The 16,806-nt window shown below is 63.4% G+C and carries 12 protein-coding genes; 6 read left to right on the plus strand and 6 right to left on the minus strand.

What is annotated here, in order from left to right; all coding sequences use genetic code 11:
• Window positions 1-55: 55 nt before the first annotated feature.
• On the minus strand, window positions 56-448 hold the full coding sequence (locus EO170_RS11125) for a hypothetical protein (RefSeq protein ID WP_126944899.1): 393 nt from the start codon (window positions 446-448) through the stop codon (window positions 56-58).
• Window positions 449-666: 218 nt separating this feature from the next.
• Between EO170_RS11125 and EO170_RS11130 the strand changes: the two genes are divergently transcribed.
• A complete protein-coding gene (locus EO170_RS11130) occupies window positions 667-1,521 on the plus strand; it encodes a helix-turn-helix transcriptional regulator (protein WP_241239422.1) in 855 nt (284 codons plus the stop codon).
• A 349-nt stretch (window positions 1,522-1,870) separates the two neighbouring features.
• Here the strand turns inward: EO170_RS11130 and EO170_RS21870 are convergent, their stop codons facing one another.
• Window positions 1,871-4,492 carry a methyl-accepting chemotaxis protein gene (locus EO170_RS21870; protein WP_126944902.1) on the minus strand — a complete coding sequence of 874 codons (2,622 nt, stop codon included), beginning with the start codon at window positions 4,490-4,492 and terminating at the stop codon, window positions 1,871-1,873.
• A 137-nt stretch (window positions 4,493-4,629) separates the two neighbouring features.
• Between EO170_RS21870 and EO170_RS11140 the strand changes: the two genes are divergently transcribed.
• A complete protein-coding gene (locus EO170_RS11140; protein WP_206514000.1) occupies window positions 4,630-5,745 on the plus strand; it encodes a hypothetical protein in 1,116 nt (371 codons plus the stop codon).
• A gap of 191 nt (window positions 5,746-5,936) precedes the next feature.
• Here EO170_RS11140 and EO170_RS11145 read toward each other — a convergent pair whose 3' ends face one another.
• Window positions 5,937-6,566 (minus strand): TetR/AcrR family transcriptional regulator, encoded by a 630-nt coding sequence (locus EO170_RS11145; RefSeq protein WP_126944905.1) that lies wholly within the window; start codon window positions 6,564-6,566, stop codon window positions 5,937-5,939.
• A 135-nt stretch (window positions 6,567-6,701) separates the two neighbouring features.
• Here EO170_RS11145 and EO170_RS11150 point away from each other — a divergent pair, with 135 nt between their 5' ends.
• Complete coding sequence (locus tag EO170_RS11150) at window positions 6,702-7,529, plus strand: universal stress protein (RefSeq protein WP_164741005.1); 828 nt, start codon at window positions 6,702-6,704, stop codon at window positions 7,527-7,529.
• 444 nt (window positions 7,530-7,973) lie between these two features.
• On the plus strand, window positions 7,974-9,365 hold the full coding sequence (locus tag EO170_RS11155) for an NAD(P)/FAD-dependent oxidoreductase (protein WP_241239423.1): 1,392 nt from the start codon (window positions 7,974-7,976) through the stop codon (window positions 9,363-9,365).
• 153 nt (window positions 9,366-9,518) lie between these two features.
• On the opposite strand, the gene EO170_RS21875 is transcribed toward EO170_RS11155, so the two are convergent.
• On the minus strand, window positions 9,519-9,650 hold the full coding sequence (locus EO170_RS21875) for a hypothetical protein (protein ID WP_277601085.1): 132 nt from the start codon (window positions 9,648-9,650) through the stop codon (window positions 9,519-9,521).
• Between EO170_RS21875 and EO170_RS11160 the strand changes: the two genes are divergently transcribed.
• Complete coding sequence (locus EO170_RS11160; RefSeq protein ID WP_241239424.1) at window positions 9,642-11,207, plus strand: thioredoxin family protein; 1,566 nt, start codon at window positions 9,642-9,644, stop codon at window positions 11,205-11,207. The genes EO170_RS21875 and EO170_RS11160 overlap by 9 nt on opposite strands.
• 211 nt (window positions 11,208-11,418) lie before the next feature.
• Here the strand turns inward: EO170_RS11160 and EO170_RS11165 are convergent, their stop codons facing one another.
• The gene (locus EO170_RS11165) at window positions 11,419-13,704 is read right to left on the minus strand and encodes a glycoside hydrolase family 3 N-terminal domain-containing protein (protein WP_126944909.1); all 2,286 of its coding nucleotides are present in this window, start codon (window positions 13,702-13,704) and stop codon (window positions 11,419-11,421) included.
• 806 nt (window positions 13,705-14,510) lie between these two features.
• Here EO170_RS11165 and EO170_RS21495 point away from each other — a divergent pair.
• Complete coding sequence (locus EO170_RS21495) at window positions 14,511-16,100, plus strand: hypothetical protein (RefSeq protein ID WP_206514002.1); 1,590 nt, start codon at window positions 14,511-14,513, stop codon at window positions 16,098-16,100.
• A gap of 126 nt (window positions 16,101-16,226) precedes the next feature.
• On the opposite strand, the gene EO170_RS11185 is transcribed toward EO170_RS21495, so the two are convergent.
• Complete coding sequence (locus EO170_RS11185) at window positions 16,227-16,799, minus strand: lytic transglycosylase domain-containing protein (RefSeq protein ID WP_241239425.1); 573 nt, start codon at window positions 16,797-16,799, stop codon at window positions 16,227-16,229.
• Between the last annotated feature and the right edge of the window lie 7 nt (window positions 16,800-16,806).

A 16,806-nucleotide genomic window follows, 5' to 3' on the forward strand; every position in this document is an offset into this window, starting at 1 on the left:
TAAAAGACTTCCACAAAGCAAGCCGATCTTGCAAAGGAGAATGCTCACAATGTCTCTAAGGATCGCCCGGTAACAATGTACGCGCCAGGGTCAGCGCTTCATCCTTGGTGGCGACCATGAGCATGGGATAGCCCCAGAACTTCTCATACATCGACGCGAACGCCCTGGAAGCTAGTCGCTTGGCGCTACTTTTCTCAACATAGATAGCCGCCTTGACATAGGCGCGGAGCTCATTCTTGTGATGCTTCATCCATAGCGACATCTGCTTCTTTTCTTCTGGTGAATGTGAATGTTCACCGCCATCAAGCCCATCCTCATTGATCAGAAGAAAGACTTCCTTGCGTGCGAGCAGCGCCTCAAATGCGACGAAAGGAGAGATCGCAGAACCTGCGTCTGACACACTTTTTCTCATCCATGTTATTGGAAACTGCGAAGCATCGATTTGCATGCAAATATTCCTTCGAAAATAGATGGATCATCATTGGCGGCGTCGGCTCGGCTCGCCAAAAGAAAGCGACATCTCTTGCATCGGACAGCAAAGCTTTAACAAGCCAAAAATGATGGAATACACAATAGCTGGGGAGATACCTAGACGTCATTGCGCAATCTAGCCATACTATTTCTCGATTAGGCCAATGCCCCTCCTTGATCCGTGGGTTGACACGCATGATGTCGAACATCGCCCTCGCCGGCCTGGCTGTGACCGGGGATGTTGATGATGTCCCCCGCCCTGTCGTCTCACTGAGTGCCACATCAGTCACCGAGGACTGGGAACATGCCACGCACCGTCACCGCAAGGCACAACTGATTTACTCGGTCCGCGGAGTTCTGAACTGCGAAATCGAAGATGGCGTCTGGATCGTGCCGCCACAATGCGCTGTATGGATCCCGGGAGACTTGCCACATGCGGCACGTGGCTCGGGGGAAACGGAATGCTATTGCCTGTTTGTGGAACCGAATGCCGCATCGGATCTTCCCAGACGTTGTTGTACGATCTCGGTGTCGCCCTTGCTGCGGGAGCTGCTTCTGAAAGCGGCTGGCTTCCCCGCGTTGTATGCGTTTGGGAGCCGGGAAGACAGGCTCATTGCCACGTTGCTGGATGAATTAGCGGCGGCTCCTGTGGAGGATCTGCACCTGCCAATGCCACGCGATCCGCGATTACGTCGCCTCGCGGACATGCTGTTGGCCAACCCCACAGACAAGACCGCAAAAAGCGATTGGGCTACCCGAATTGGCATGAGTGAGCGAAGTGTCAGCCGTCTCCTGCTGCAGGAAGTAGGAATGAGCTTTGGACGCTGGCGTCGGCAGCTGCATGTGATCCTTGCGCTTCAGCGCCTGACCAAGGGTGAAAGCGTGCAGACCGTGGCGTTGGAGCTGGGGTACGAAAACGCCAGCGGGTTCGTCACCATGTTCCGCAAGGCGGTTGGTAAGCCTCCCGCTCGATATCTCTCTGATAGAACGAGCCGCGATGAGCCTGCCGCTGTGCCCGGTATCATGCTCCCCGGGCAAATTTCGTCCTGAGTGGGTCGGCAACATTCCAACGCGCAAGTTGGTCCGAATCGAACAATGCAGGGATAGGGATTGGTCGGCATGCTGCAGTTCAGTCGGCGACCCAAATCCGCAGCTTGTTATGCAATCCGGACGTAATGCCCACGTTCCAGGCAGGCATGACTGCCAGCAGGTCAGCTGCCCGGCAGGTACCTGGGTGTGGCGACGGCGCAAGCGCACAAGGCCCGGACGATGCCGGGCCTTGTGCGACGTATCAACGAACACTGGACGGTCGGCTGCCTTGTACTGGCTGCGACGTTCTGGCGGCCGCCACTGCTGCAGCACCTGAAACATCTTCCAGGCGGCGTCCAGACCACCAACGCTAGAATTGTTGCCACCTACCGTCACTGGTCGACGTGCTCTTCACCAGCCGAGGCTTTGCTGCACCGACCTTCCCGCTCTTATTCGCAAGGTGCTGGGCCACCGGAGCGGGCGTACGTTGCCGGGCAGCAATGACGGCGCTCCCTTCAATCTTGAACACGGCAACCGCATCGGTGAGCTGCACCGCCTGATCTTCGAGCGAGCGTGCAGCCGCCGTGGCTTCTTCCACCAGCGCTGCGTTTTGCTGAGTCGCCTCATCCATCTGGGTGACGGTCTGGTTGACCTGTTCGATGCCGGCCGATTGTTCCTGCGAGGCGGCGGAAATCTCGCCCATGATGTCGGTGACGCGCTGTACGCTCGCAACCACTTCACTCATGGTCTTGCCGGCGTTGTGCACCAGAATGGAGCCTTCGCCGACGCGCTGCACCGAGTCGTCGATGAGATGCTTGATCTCCCTGGCCGCGCCGGAGGAGCGCTGTGCGAGGGTACGCACCTCGGAGGCGACAACCGCAAAGCCACGGCCCTGTTCGCCAGCGCGTGCCGCCTCCACTGCAGCATTCAATGCCAGGATGTTGGTCTGGAATGCTATTCCGTCGATGACAGAGATGATGTCGGCAATCTTTCTGGAAGAAGCCTCGATACCGCTCATCGTCTCGACCACCTGGTTCACGACCTGCCCCCCCTGGGCAGCGACGCTGGCGGCGCCGATAGCGAGCTGGTTCGCCTGGCGCGCGCCCTCGGCATTCTGCCTGACGGTGGACGTCAGCTCCTCCATCGATGCAGCTGTCTCTTCAAGGTTGGCGGCCTGCTGCTCGGTTCGTTGCGACAGATCCTGATTGCCCGCAGCGATTTCGCTGGCGGCGCCCTTGATGGAAACCGCCGAGGTCTGGATGCTGCTCACAATCATCGCCAACTGGCTGGCAGTGGCATTGGCATCGTCGCGCATTTGAGCAAAGACGCCGCGGAAGTTGCCGGTCATCCGCGCGGTAAGATCGCCGGCGGCAATCGACTGCAGCAGGCGGGAGAGTTCCGCAAGGTTGACATCGGTGGTCTGCATCAGATTGTTCAGCCCCTCCACCATGCCGCGGAAATCGTGATCGAACGCAGCGGCATCGCCTCGCGTCGAGAAGTCTCCGGACTCGGCAGCCTGCGCCAACGCGAGAATCTGGCGGTTGATCGCCTGGAGATTGCGCTTGGTCGCTGCCATCGCGTCGCTGAGCGCCGCCTTCTCACCCGGCAGTTGCGGCATATCCGCCTGCATGTCTCCTACGGCGTAACGCGACATGACCGCGACGAGTTGCCGCTGGACCTGTACATGCGCATCCACCAGGTCGTTGGTGCCAGCCACCATCCGGCCGTACTCGCCTGGAAAGCGCTCTGCATGCATGCGGTAGCTCATCTCTCCGGCATCATGCCGCGTCGCCATGTCGTCCTGGGCCTCGATGACCGCACGTAGCTGCGCCTGCATCGTACCCATCGACAGCAACAGCTGGCCCATCTCATCCTGACGACGGGGTGCGATCCGGCTATTGAGTTCGCCGGACGATACTGCGGCAGATACACGCACTGCCTCGGCCAGGGGCGCCAACACCTGGCGGCGCAACAAGACATAGAGTGCGGCGCTGAGCAAGGCAGCCGAGAGCAGGCCCACGACGATGATCACCCAAAGCAAGGAGCGGGCCTGCGCCATGACGTGGTGCTTGGGAACCATGATGCCGAGCGCAAAGACCTCTGGCGCATCTCCCAGACGCAACGGCACGAACACCCGCAGCCAATCAGCTCCAGCCAGCTGTGTCTCGTCACTACTCACTTTCCCCGAGCGCACCTGAGCGAGCATGGCTTGCGTATGAGCATCGGTCATCTTCTTGCCGACCTGCTTTGTGTCGGCGCTCGCCATCACCGCGCCAGTCGGCGACAGCAGGATCGCCTGCCCGACGTCCAGCGGGCGAAGCCTCGCAACCCGTTTCTGCAAAGCATCCAGGGAGATGGTGATGTTGACCGTGCCGAGGAAATGGCCATCCTCCATGATCGGCGTGCTCAAGGTGGTCATGAGCGTGTCCACGCCGGCCACCGGATAGTAATACGGCTCAAGTACCACCGGCGCATGGCTCTTGCGGGCGGCCAGGTACCAGTCCCCTTCTCCCGGCTTGTCATAGCTATGCAAGGCCTCCCGCACCAACGCGTCCTTCTGGTACGACCAATACACCATGAAGCGTCCGGTCGCGTCATGAAATGGCGCGTTGATATTGGCAGAGTCGCGGCCATCGAACGCCTCGGGCTCCCAGAGCGTGCTGATGCCCAGCCAGTTCTTTTGCAGTCGCAATTGCTCGCGCAACACCGACGCGGCCGACGCGCGGCTCACGCCATCGGCCTTGCGCTCGATGCGGAACGTATTGGCCAGGGTCGCGCCCGTGTTGAAGGCGGACCCAACGTCCGATGAGATTTCGCTGGCCTCATGACGCGCCACCTCGCGCAGCATCTCCCGGGATGACCCGAGTAACGCCTCGCTACTGCGCCAATAGCTGATAGCGGCCGTCAAGCCGAAGCACAGCAATGCCAAGATCCCCGTTCCAATCATCAAGCGACTGGCGACACTGTTGCGACGAATCAACCGCCTGCTCATCGATGCTCCCGAAATGAAGTTGGCGCGCCGCGCTCGGGCACCCCTGCTCCGCTGGATATCGACATGCAACACCCGAACTTGAGCGCCACGCGGTCCTCAGGCCGCAGAGCTTACGGCCGATATAGGACTGCCCAACAATGTCCGCCACACACCCGATGAACCGACTATCCAAGCTATTGCTATTGCTTGCGCCTATCGCAGCATCCAGCAATGCGGCCGCCCAGGATGCAGCGGCTAACGAAACCTATGCCAAGCTCGGGGGCGCTGTGCGCTTCAACTACGGGTGGCTGGACTACGCGCCGTCCCAACCGCTGGACCTAGAATTGCTCAGGGTGGATCTGAACGCAGGCACCGGACCGGTGTTCGTGTCGATCCAGCATCGCTGGTACGACGGGTTCGATGCCGTGCACCACGCATTTGTCGGCTGGAACGTGAGCGACCGTATCACCGTCAAGGCGGGAATCCAGCAGGTGCCATTCGGCTTGCTACCGACCGCCTCGAACAGCTTCTGGTTCGGATCGGGTTATTACCTCGGCATTGAGGATGACTACGATCCGGGTGTTGTTGTGACACGGACAGACGAAAGCAATACGCTGCACATCGGATGGTTCCTGGGCGATGAATATGGAGATGGCGCCCGTTACGATCGCTACTCGTTCGACGTCGCTGATACAGATGCGCATCCATATCGCGAACGCCATCGCATCAATCTGCGCTATGAACATCGCTATGCGATGACCCATGGAACCGCAGCCCTCGGTGTATCGGCGTTCTACGGCCACATCCTGAACACCACGGACCGCAATCGTCACGGATATGGAAGTGCGGCAGTCCATGCGCAATGGACCGCCGGCCGCTGGACTACCCAGCTGCAGTGGGCGCGTTACCGTTATGACGTGCCTGGAGACCGGATCGCGATGTCGGCCTTCCTGTTCCCGTTCGAGATCGCCGCCGAAGCCGACGTGCCCACCGCGAACATTGCCTATTCCTTCGGCAAGACAGGGTGGCTCGAAGACGTCACTTGCTACAACAATCTCAGCAAGACGATGCCCTACAGTGGTGGACCTGGCGTGCGCTCGTCCGTGCAGAACGTCACCGGCTGCAGTGTAAAGAAGGGAGCGATGCTGACCTATCTGGACTGGATTGCGGGCAAGAACATGTGGTTTGCAGGTGGAAACGGCATAGGGATCGATGATGGCGAGCGGTCGCGCTGGCACTCGCGCTTCAACCTCAATATCGGCTTCTATTTCTGACGGCGCATTCGCGGCCCCTCGACCTGCCTGCGTACGCCTCCCGTGGCGCTTTTTCCGTTGCATGGCAAAGCAACAGGTCAAGGCGTTGACGATGCATAGACGACATGGAAGGACATGACACCAGGCCGTTGGCGTAGCGCTACCGCGCGCCAGAGCGCCGCCCACATCTGATCCGCTGGACTCACTCGCCCCTACGGCGGGGCATGCGCAGGCTCCAGCAGTGCGTTGATAAGCTGCTTCACGAATTTGGCAATCGCCTGCCTATCGGCCTGCTGACCGGTTGCCGCACGCACCATGAAGCCATTGAAGGCTGCCGTGATCATCATCATCGCAGTCGTCAACTGCGTGCGATCCATTCCCGGCGGAAGGCCGGACCGTTCCGCCGCATCGATGAATTGCTTCAGAACGATGGCGTCGGACTGGGCGAGGATGCGATGGATAGCCGTGTTGCGCGCCCCTTCGGCTGCAAGTTCGAGACGCAGCTGCACGTGCTCCGGCTCAAGCACCTTGGCCAGGGATGCATCGACCAGGCGCGTGAGTCGCTCTGCGACCGACCCGCCCAGGGGGTCGAGCTCCACCTCGCGGGCCAGTTGTGCCATGTCGTGCTCCTCTCGCCTGGCGATGGCTTCGACGATGGAGTCCTTGTTGGCGAAGTAGTGGTAGATGTGCCCGGGGCTCATGCCGGCTTCGCTGCAGATCCGCGCAATGCTGGTGCCATGAAAGCCATGCCGACGAAAGCAGACGGCGGCGGCATCAAGCACCTGCTGGCGACGCATCTCTCCCTTTTGAGCATCCAGGGGGTCGGAGACAACTGACATCATCGGGGGGGACTCTCAAAGCTTGGCGAGACTATGTCGCTGACTCGATTGTAGTACGATGCAAAGAATAGAATGATCGTTCTAAATGCACAGACGTGGTCTGCCACGGCGCACGTACAAAGGGTCTGCTTGTCTACCTTGAAGAACATCGCGGTGCTGTTCGATGCCAGCGTGCAGGGGTTGCACGTGCTGGAGACCGCTGCGCGGATGGCAGGTCGGCAGGCAAGCCACCTGATCGGGATAACCGCGATGGATCGGGCTCCACGCCCCGTGCACGATCGCCACGCGATCAACGGTGCGGTGGCCGAGGTGCTGGCTCACAGCCAAGCGACCATTGCCTCACGTCTGCTTGCCTTGGGCCAGCGCCTGAGCAGCGCCGTGCAGCGGCACGCCAACAGTGGCGAGCTTCGCATCATCTCCTTCGCCGAGTCGAGCAGCGAATCCTCCCTGCATGCCCTGGGCTGCGATCTTCTGATCTTGTCCAGCCCTGCGCTTTCGGGCAGCCCGCGGAGCTGGGCGACACAGTCGATCCTTTTTGAGTCAGGGCTGTCGCTGCTGGTGGTCCCATGGACATGGGCGGATAAGCCCGTCGCGACAAGGATCCTTGTCGTATGGAACGGCAGTCGGCAATCAGGACGTGCGATTACCAATGCACTGCCTCTGCTTGCGGCCGCAGACGTGGTCAAGATTGTCGTGGTCGACACGGAGAAGGCGTCCGAACGCCACGGTCATCCGCCCGGCGTGGATATGGTCGCGTTTCTGGCGGAGCATCGGGTTGCCGTCGACGTCGCCGCCATCTCCTCCGGTGGCAGGTCCGTTGCTGAAACCATTCAGGCCTATGCAGCCTCGATCGACGCCGACATGCTGGTGATCGGCGCCCACACCCGCATCGCCGAGGGACCGGCCGAGGAAGTGACGAAGACCCTGCTCTCGGCTGTTGCCCTGCCGATGTTCGTGTCGCACTAGGACCGGCACGTGACCCGGACTCGCTATCTCATGCGTACCCGTCCTGCTCCATGACACCGCGCGCGCGACGGCACCAATTTCCTGCGCTGGGCCAAGCCATTGGCCACGGCCGAGCGTTGCTTCCCAGACAGCCGGCCCATCCAGTACCACCGGTAAGGGACATCTGCCCGACGGCCTGGACAAACGGTCGCACGCAGCACCGCAGCGGTTCGGTGGGTGGCTCAACGGTTCCATGCCGAAGGCGCGCAGAGGATGTGCGCGAGCATGACCGCCCGGCACGCCAGTGCTGCAGCCGCATCAGCAACGCACCTCTCCGGATCTGCGTTGCTGGTGTCGAGGGTTTCACACCCGGCCGCCTGGCTCGAGACGTCTGGGCCTGCCTGTGCCGGTCCGCAGCCGCCGCCCCGCACGTGTGGTGAATTCCACCAACCAAAGGACAATGCATTGACTCAGAGCAACCCACTGGAGCAGGCCCCCGGGCCGGACAATCCGGCGATGAAAGCACCAGCGCCTGGCGCCCCGGGCAGGTCAACATCTGTCCAGGGCAGAGCGCATCTGGTCGTTGTCGGCGGCGGCGTGGCGGGGCTGGAGGTGGCCACGCGGCTGGCCAGGAAGTGGCAACGAAAGAACAATGCTCCCCGCATTACGCTGGTGGATCACGACAGTGCACATGTCTGGAAACCCATGCTGCACACGATTGCCGCGGGCACCCGCGATATCTCGCAGCAACAAACCCCCTACGTGGCACAGGCGCATAACGCGGGGTTTGTCTACCAGCCAGGTGCGTTGCGCGGATTGGACCGTGCGGCTCGCACGATTTCCATTGCGCCGCTGTTGGCCTCCGACGGCCGGGAGCTGATTCCGGCGCGCACGCTTGCCTACGATCGACTGGTGCTGGCGGTGGGAAGCCGTGCCAATGACTTCGGAACGCCCGGCGTTGCCGAGCATTGCTTCATGATCGACTCGCGTCCTCAGGCCGTGCACTTCAATGCCGAGGTCCGCGTCCGCCTCTTTCAGGCACTCGCATCCAGGCACGATGTCACCATCGCGATTGTGGGAGGTGGCGCGACCGGCGTAGAACTCGCTGCCGAGCTGGTTCAACTCGTGCAGACCTCGGTGGCATATGGCGCAGACGAGCTCGAAAGTCGCGTCAGCGTATTGCTGATCCAAAGCGGCGAACGGCTATTGCCTGCGCTGCCGGCAGATGTGGCAGCTGCCGTGCAACAACGCCTGGAGTCGCTGGGAGTGGCCGTCAAGCTGCATGCCACCGTGACCTCGGTCGATGCAGCGGGCTTGATGCTGGACGATGGAAGCCACATCCCTGCCTCCCCGGTGGTCTGGGCTGCCGGCGTGATGGCGCCGGCGTTCCTGAAGGAACTGGACGGCCTCGAGACGACGCGGTCCAATCAGTTGGTCGTGAACGCTGGCCTGCAGACGACGCGTGACCCGGCCATCTTTGCGCTGGGCGATTGTTCCAGCCTGCTCATGGAAGGTGCCGAGCGCCCCTTGCCACCGACTGCTCAGGTGGCTCACCAGCAGGCCGACCACTTCGTCCGCCACATCGACGCCATCATGACGCAGGGCGCTGCCCTGCCGGCCTTTCGTTATCGGGACATGGGTTCGCTGGTGTCGTTGGGCGACTACGATGCCTACGGTTCGTTGGGAAAGGCCGGGCTCTTCAAGGGAGTCACGATTCGTGGCCGCATCGCCCAGCTTGGCCACGTACTGCTCTACCGGGAGCATCAATCGCGGCTGCACGGGTTCTGGAAAGGAAGCCTGATGTGGTTCGTGGACGTGCTCAACTCCCGTCTGCACCCGAGAATTCGGCTCGACTGATGCGCGCTGGCCCGGGCGGCATTCCGGCATTGATCGGTCTGCCGCCTGGACTTCATCCACGAGGTGCGCAACGTCGGTTGTGCCGACAGAGAAGTCACCCCGGCAATCCACATGAGGTAGCCATTTCCTGCCATACCTGGGGCGATGGCGACTTCAACCTTGCGCGTTGGCCAACCTTTCCGCGCCGCCGTCGTTCATGACCAGCACCGCGCGACCGCGTACCCTGCCCGCCTCCAGTTCGTCGAGCGCATCGAGCGCCCGCGCGAAATCGTAGCGTTGGATCACCGGGCTGATGCGCCCGGATCGGGCCTGCTGGCAAGCCTGACCGGCTGCGGCAAGCCGGACACACCAGCACCGCCGGCGCAGACCCGGACCGCTGCCCCACCTGCCGCCAGCGCCGGCATCGCCTGGCGCGAAGGGGACGTCGAGGGTGCCTTTGCCGAGGCCAGGCAGAGCGGCAAGCCACTGATACTTTATTGGGGCGCCATCTGGTGCCCACCGTGCAACCGGCTGCAGGCCACCTTGTTCAAGGATCCTGCCTTCATCGCATTGACGCACAAATTCGTGGTGGTGCATCTGAACGCGGACCTCGCAGATGCCCAGAAGTGGGGCGATCACTTTAGCGTCAAGGCATATCCCACCATCATCGTGCTGCGCCCGGATCGCAGCCAGATCACGCGCCTGGCCGGTTATAGCGACAATGCCCGCCTGACCGACGCGCTGCGGGTGGCTGCCACACGGACCACGACCTCGGAGCAGCTGCTCGAGCGGGCATTGCAGACGCCGAAGGAACTGAGCGCCGACGACTGGACCTTGCTGGCCGGCTACGAGTGGTGGGGCATGGCGCGCGAGCCGGCAAGAACGCACAGTGCAAGCGAGGTGCTTGAGCATTTGGCCGCCTCCGCGCCGCAGCCCGCATTGCAGCGCAGGTTCGCGCTGCTGGCGCTGTCCATTGCACCAACGCCGCCGGTGACCAGCCCGGCACATCTGGCGTTGTTGAAGACGGTGCTGGCCGACCCGGCGGAAGTGCGCGCCAATCGCAGTGAGCTGAGCCGCTTTGCGCCGCGCCTGGTGGTGGCGTCCACCAATGATCCTGGCGAGCGCGCTGCCCTCTCCCTGGCGCTGAATCAGGCGCTGGACACGGTCTACGCCGACGCCACGCTTCCGATCGCGGACAGGATGATCACGGCCTCCACACAGGTCGATCTCGCTCGCCTGGCACAAGGTCAAACATCCGACAGCGCGCCACAGAAGCCGCAACCACCGCTGCCGGCAGCGGTGCTCGACACCGTTCGCCAGCGCGTGCAATGGGCTGTGCAGGCGGCAAAGACCGACGAAGAACGCGAGTCCGTCATCGCCGGAGCCGCCGAACTGCTGGACGCAACAGGCGACAACGCCGGTGCAGAACAACTGCTGCTGGGCGAACTGACGCGTAGCAAGACGCCTTATCACTACATGCAGTTCCTGGCCTATCTCGCCGAGGAACGCAACGATCCGAAGACGGCGGTGACGTGGTTGAAAAAGTCCTACGAAGGTTCACAAGGCCCTGCAACGCGTGTGGAGTCGGCGTTGCGGTATGCCGATGGAGTGCTCCGGCTCACCCCGCAGGACACCGCTGCCGTCGAATCCGCCGGCGCGCAGGTGATCGCCGAAGTGGCAGGCCAACCGGATCGCTACGGTCGGCGTAACCGTCAGGGCATCCAGGCGCTGGGCAGCGCGCTCAAGACCTGGAGCAGGCAGCATCGCCAGGAAGGCGGCGCGGTGCTGGCGCGGCTGCAGCAGAAGATGCAGGCCAGCTGCGACAGCAAGACCACCAGCACCTGCAGCAGCTGGCTGAGCTGACGGCAGGCAGCTGCAGGGCGGCGATGGCGCTGTCTCCGGTGCCTGCCGCCGCCTTCACCACCCTGCACCCGATTCCGGCGCCATGATTCGGTAGGCATCCTCCTGCGCCAACCGTGGAACGTGGCCCGGCGACACCATCCTCCGGCAGATATCCCCGGCTGCGATTCTCAACCACGGCTGCCTGGGTGCGCAGGCAATACCGCACGCCGGTTCACCCCACCAATTCGAAGCTCGCCGTCACGCCTGCAGCTTCGGCCGATGGCGCCACCCACACATCGAACACCCCCGGCTCCACCGTCGGTTTCAACGCCTGGCCGATGAACAACAGGTCCGCACGCCGCAGCACGAACTCCACCGGCGCACTGCCGCCTGCAGGCACCGTGAGCTTGCGGAAATCCTTCAGCTCGCGCACCGGCCGGGTGACGCTGGCGCTGCGGTCGCGGACATACAGTTGCACCACTTCGTCCGCATCGCGCGTGCCGTGGTTGTAGATGCGTGCGCTGATGCGCAGGCTGCCGTCGGCTGGCAGGCGCGCATCGCTCAAGCTCAGCTCGGCATAGGCGATGCGCCCATAGGTGAGCCCGTGGCCAAACGGAAACAGTGCCGCGTTGGGCGCCGTCCGGTAATGCGCGGTGTAAGGCTCCAGGTCGTCCGGCTGCGGAGTGGGACGGCCGGTGGGTGGGTGGGCATAGGTGTACGGCACCTGCCCGAGCGCATGCGGGAAACTCACCGGCAAACGGCCGGACGGTGCCTGTGCACCAAACAGGATGTCGGCCACTGCAACGCCGGCGGCAGAGCCCAGAAACCAGGTCACCAGGATCGCCGCGCAGCCAAGCACCGGCCCCTCCAGCGCAAGCGCGCGACCGGTGCTCAGCAGGACCACGACAGGCGTGCCGGTGGCGACGACTGCCGCCAGCAACTGTCGCTGCGGCTCGGGGATGCAGATCTCACTGCGCGATTGCGCTTCGCCCGAGTAGCTCAATGGTTCACCGATCGCCAGCAGCGCGACATCGGCACGGCGCGCGGCCGCCTCCGCGGCCTGCACGCCGCCCGGCAGTGCCTGATCAAAGTCGCAGCCGTCCACCACCTGCAGTAACTGCGGATCCTGCAGCGCATTCGCCAGTGCGGCGGCCAGCGTGTTGCGCCTGTCCTCCTCGTCGAACAGGCTCCATGGCCCGGCGTGGTTGACCCAGTCGCGCGACATCGGCCCGATCAAGGCAATGCGCTGCCCGCTGCGGCGCAATGGCAGCAGCTCGCCATCGTTCTTCAGCAATACCACCGATTTGCAGGCGGCTTCGCGGGCCAGTGCCAAGGTGTCGGTGGTGCGCTGCGATGACTGCGCCCGTGCGGGCCGGATGCGCCGGAACGGGTCGTCGAACAGCCCCAGCGCCGCCTTGAACGCCAGCACGCGTCTTACCGACGCATCCAGCCGTGCCATCGGCACATCACCTGCGGCAACCAGGGCCGGCAGGTGCTGCAGATACAGGCCGCTTTCCATGCTGATATCCACACCGGCCAGGAAGGCCAGCCTTGCCGCGTCACGCCCATCGACCGCAACGCCGTGCGCAATCAGTTCCTGGTCGGCCTGGAAGTCGGACACCACCAGGCCGGGATAGCCCCATTCCTGGCGCAACGTCGTATCCAGCAGCCATGCGTTGGCCGTGGCGGGAATGCCCGACAGTTCGTTGAAGGCGGCCATGGTCGTGACCGCGCCGGCGGCAAACGTTGCCTGGAACGGCGGGAAATACACCTCGCGCAGGGTCCGTTCGGACACATCCACGCGGTTGTAATCCAGCCCACCCTCGGCCGCACCATAGGCGGCGAAGTGTTTGGGGCAGGCAGCCATCGCCTCGGGATGGGCCAGCCCCGCATCGCCCTGAAAGCCGCGTACCCGTGCCTGCGCAAACAGCCGTGCCAGCAGCACGTCTTCGCCGGCGCCTTCCACGCCACGGCCCCAGCGTGCATCGCGGGCGATATCCACCATGGGCGCGAAGGTCCAGTCCAGCCCGACCGCACTGGCCTCCCTCGCCGCGGCACGCGCAGTGCGCTGTGCCAGCGCCGGCTCGAAGCTGGCTGCTTCGGCCAACGGCACCGGGAACACGGTGGTGTAGCCGTGGATCACATCGGCGGCGAACAACAGCGGAATCCGCAACCGGCTCTGCAGCGCAGCCTGCTGCAGTTGCTGATGCCAGCGTACGTTGGAACCGTTGAACACTCCGGTCAGCCGTCCGGCGCGGGCGGCAGCCAGTTGCGCGCTCCCGTCGGCAGTGCGCGTGAGTGGATTGGCGACGATCGCCTTGCCATCCTGCTGCGCCGAACTGAACAGGCTGAGCTGGCCCGCTTTTTCCTCCACGCTCATGCGTGCGACCAATGCATCGATGAAGCCGGGCGGCCGTGCCGGACCGGCCGGCAATGCCCAGCCGGCGGGAATGCGCGCGAGCAAGGCAAGTGTGCCCGCGCCACGCAGCAGCTGGCGTCGAGTGGTGCATACGGACATAAGGATGGAGCTCGGCGGCGTCAGCCAACGCTACAGGAGCGGCAAGCCCGGGCGCAGATCCCACGTTCGCATTTGCGGCGCGTCCTTCGGGATATCTCCATCCTGCTGATTTGAATAACCAACTGGAGAACATGCAAGAGCAACTCCATCAGTCGCCGCACTCCTGCAGTGAGCATTCAAGATATCTGCCGCACTACCGAGCCATCCGCACCGATGGGTATGGGCGCGAAGGCCCATCATTGGCGCCCTGCCAACATGCGTGACACTGCAGCAGCGGCGATCCAAATCGCGCCGGCCTTTTTCTGGAGAATTCAATTCGACGGTGGTCGTCGCTGCGAGCACGACGACGTGCTCGGGTAGGCGAAGGCACGGCCAACGGCAGACACATTTCATCGGCACAAGGAATGCTTTATTCCGTTGCGGAATGATCATTTCGCAGTTGAAGCGTCCCCGATCTTCGGTGTGATGTCATTTTCGAGTCACTGACGACGATGACGCATGCCACACACGGTGGCCGTGGATGCCGGGGCGCGTCCAAGCACTGCGATTGCACACTGGAAAGCTCGCACTGTCGTTGACCGGATCGTTGATGACAGCACGTGCGCCAGGCCGTGTCTGCGTGCCGCGCGTTTGCCGGGCGACACCTCGATCGACGCGTCGCCGGCCACCGGCGCCGCCTGCGCTGCAACCGAGGCTGGCACCGCCATGCGTCCGTCGAATGATGTGCTGGCTGTCAACGCCGCACGTCGGCAGCCCAGCAAGCCCGGCGGCAGCGCGCCGCCCTCCCCCCACAGCGAGGACATGCCGTGATGAAGATCCCCTCAGCCAGTGCTTCCCAGCCATCGCAATCGACGCATAAAGACGTTGTGATTGACATGCCGCCGCTGCAACAGCGCAACCAGACGCCAGCAACGACGGCAGACCCTGCACTGGCGGGCCTGCCTCGCAGGCCGTCTGGACGACGCAGCAACTCGCAACGCAGCACCGGGTCTGGCAGGGCTGCGGACGGAACCCAGCACACCGGCAAGAGCCCGCTGCTGCATGCCGCTAGCGCATCGATACTGCATGGCGAAGAAAGCACCAGCGAGCACTTCTTCGACGCCGACGACTCCTTTGCACCACCAGACCCGTCCTCCATCCCCCACCAACAGGCGGCACCACACGACCCGCCGGAGCACACATCCGCAGCCACCGCCGCAACGACACGCAGCGAGCGCCTGGGTGCGCTGGCTGCATCGATCGGGACCGGTGCAGTGCGTGGCGCAAGCACCGTCCTTGGACCGACCGCCACCGCGGTGGCGGCGGCAGCGCGCGGCATACTCCCGATCAAATTCGACGGACAGTACCTGGGTGCTGCGCTGGGGCATCTGGTGCACCAGGCCAGCTCCGTGGGACCGACCACATTTGCGCGTGAGTTGCTGGGCGAGGGATTGTTTGCCGCTCTTCGCCAGCTTCCACCCGAGGCGGTGGTCGCCATGCAGGCCGTCGCCGGCACGCTGCAGATGGCGCTGCATACGCTGCGGAGCAACCGCGAGAAACGCAATCCTGACGCGGCTGCGCGAGGCTTCCACAATCTCAGTCTCGAACAGTGGGATGCCTTATCCAGCGACGAACAGGAGAACAAGAGAACCGAGCAGCAACATTACTCGGATCTGGTCACCCGGCTCGCGCTGGGCGGCATCCTGAGCAACATCGCCGTGGGTGCGGCCGGCAAGGCATCCGGCCAACCGGAGATGGCGGCCAGGCTGCTGGCCAGCGACCTGAAGATCGCCGCGTATGCCGCAGCCCGCGACACCATCCAGGCCACCTTCAAGATGGTGGGAATGCAGCACCCGGCCCGCTCCAATGGTGGCATCAGTGATCCGCACATCACCAGCGCCGGCAGGTTCTACGGCATGGCCAACGTGCTGGCCAACCTGGCATCGAACGAGCTGGCGTCGCCGGACTTTGCAGCGGCCCGGCAACGCTGGGCCGGCCTGAACTCGCCTTTCACCCAAGGCGAGGCGACCAGCATCATCTTGCGTCAATCGGCGATGACGGCGGCCCTGAATGTCGGCCTGGAAACGGCGGACTGGATCAATGTCACCCAGCACGAAGCCGACCAGGCCGGGACGAAGCAGATCTGGGAGCCCGAATGGAAAGGCAAGCGCGAGGATTATGAGCGGGTCATGGATCACTCGATCGCACGCACGGCCGCCATCAATTCCAATATCGCGCTTGGTACCGCCATCAACATGATTGGCGCCTGGATCGGGCTGTCGCCCGCACGCAGCGGGCTGCTCTCCAATACGGTGTCCGGCGTGGTCGCGGGCATGCAGTACAAGACCATCGGCGCCACCTGGCAGGCCGAGGGAGCCGTTCGCGCAGCCGAGGCGGCTCGCTCGCAGGCCGGGTAAGCACGGCGATCAAACCACCGCGCTCGCCATCCGGCGGGCGTGGTGTGTATGCCCACGGCACTTCCTTTTGGGCACGCAATGCGGGCAGACCAGCAACGCAGTGCGCCACCGCCGCGTGCAATAGCGTTACTCGGCAACCACCCCGCGCCTGGTCAGAATCGCGTGAATGGCATGCGCATACTTGTCGCGCTCGGCGGGCGTTTCGGAATGATAAGCGCCGACGGCAGCCCAGGTATTTCCATATTTATTGGTCATCTCGCGCAGCCGCCAGGCCGCCACATACACGCTGACGCACGGCTGCATCAACGCATCCCTGGAGATGCCGTAGCTGGAAAGACGTCGCAGATGGATCGAATTAATCTGCATTTTTCCATAATCGATGGTGCCGTTGTTGTTGCGGTGGATCGCGTCCGCACGGCCCCGGGATTCCTGCCACGCAATGGCGCGCAACACCCAGGGATTGACGTGTTGATAACCGGCGGCTTCTTCAAAACAGTCTGCGCGTGCGAGCGGCGCGGCGCACAGCAACGCCGCCGCAAGCCACGCGCGTCGCCGAGGCGCGACAGCACGGCTGGCCTGGAGCGCGCACCATCGCTCGTCTGCGGGCATGTTGCTGGAGAGCGTGGCCCAATGCTGTGGATGCCACGTCCCCGTGCCGTGCGCAGACGCACACGTGGTCGGCGTATCGGTCTCTGTCATCTCTGTC

The sequence above is a fragment of the Xanthomonas sp. BRIP62409 genome (genome assembly GCF_003992965.1).
Classification (GTDB): Bacteria; Pseudomonadota; Gammaproteobacteria; order Xanthomonadales; family Xanthomonadaceae; genus Xanthomonas; species Xanthomonas euroxanthea.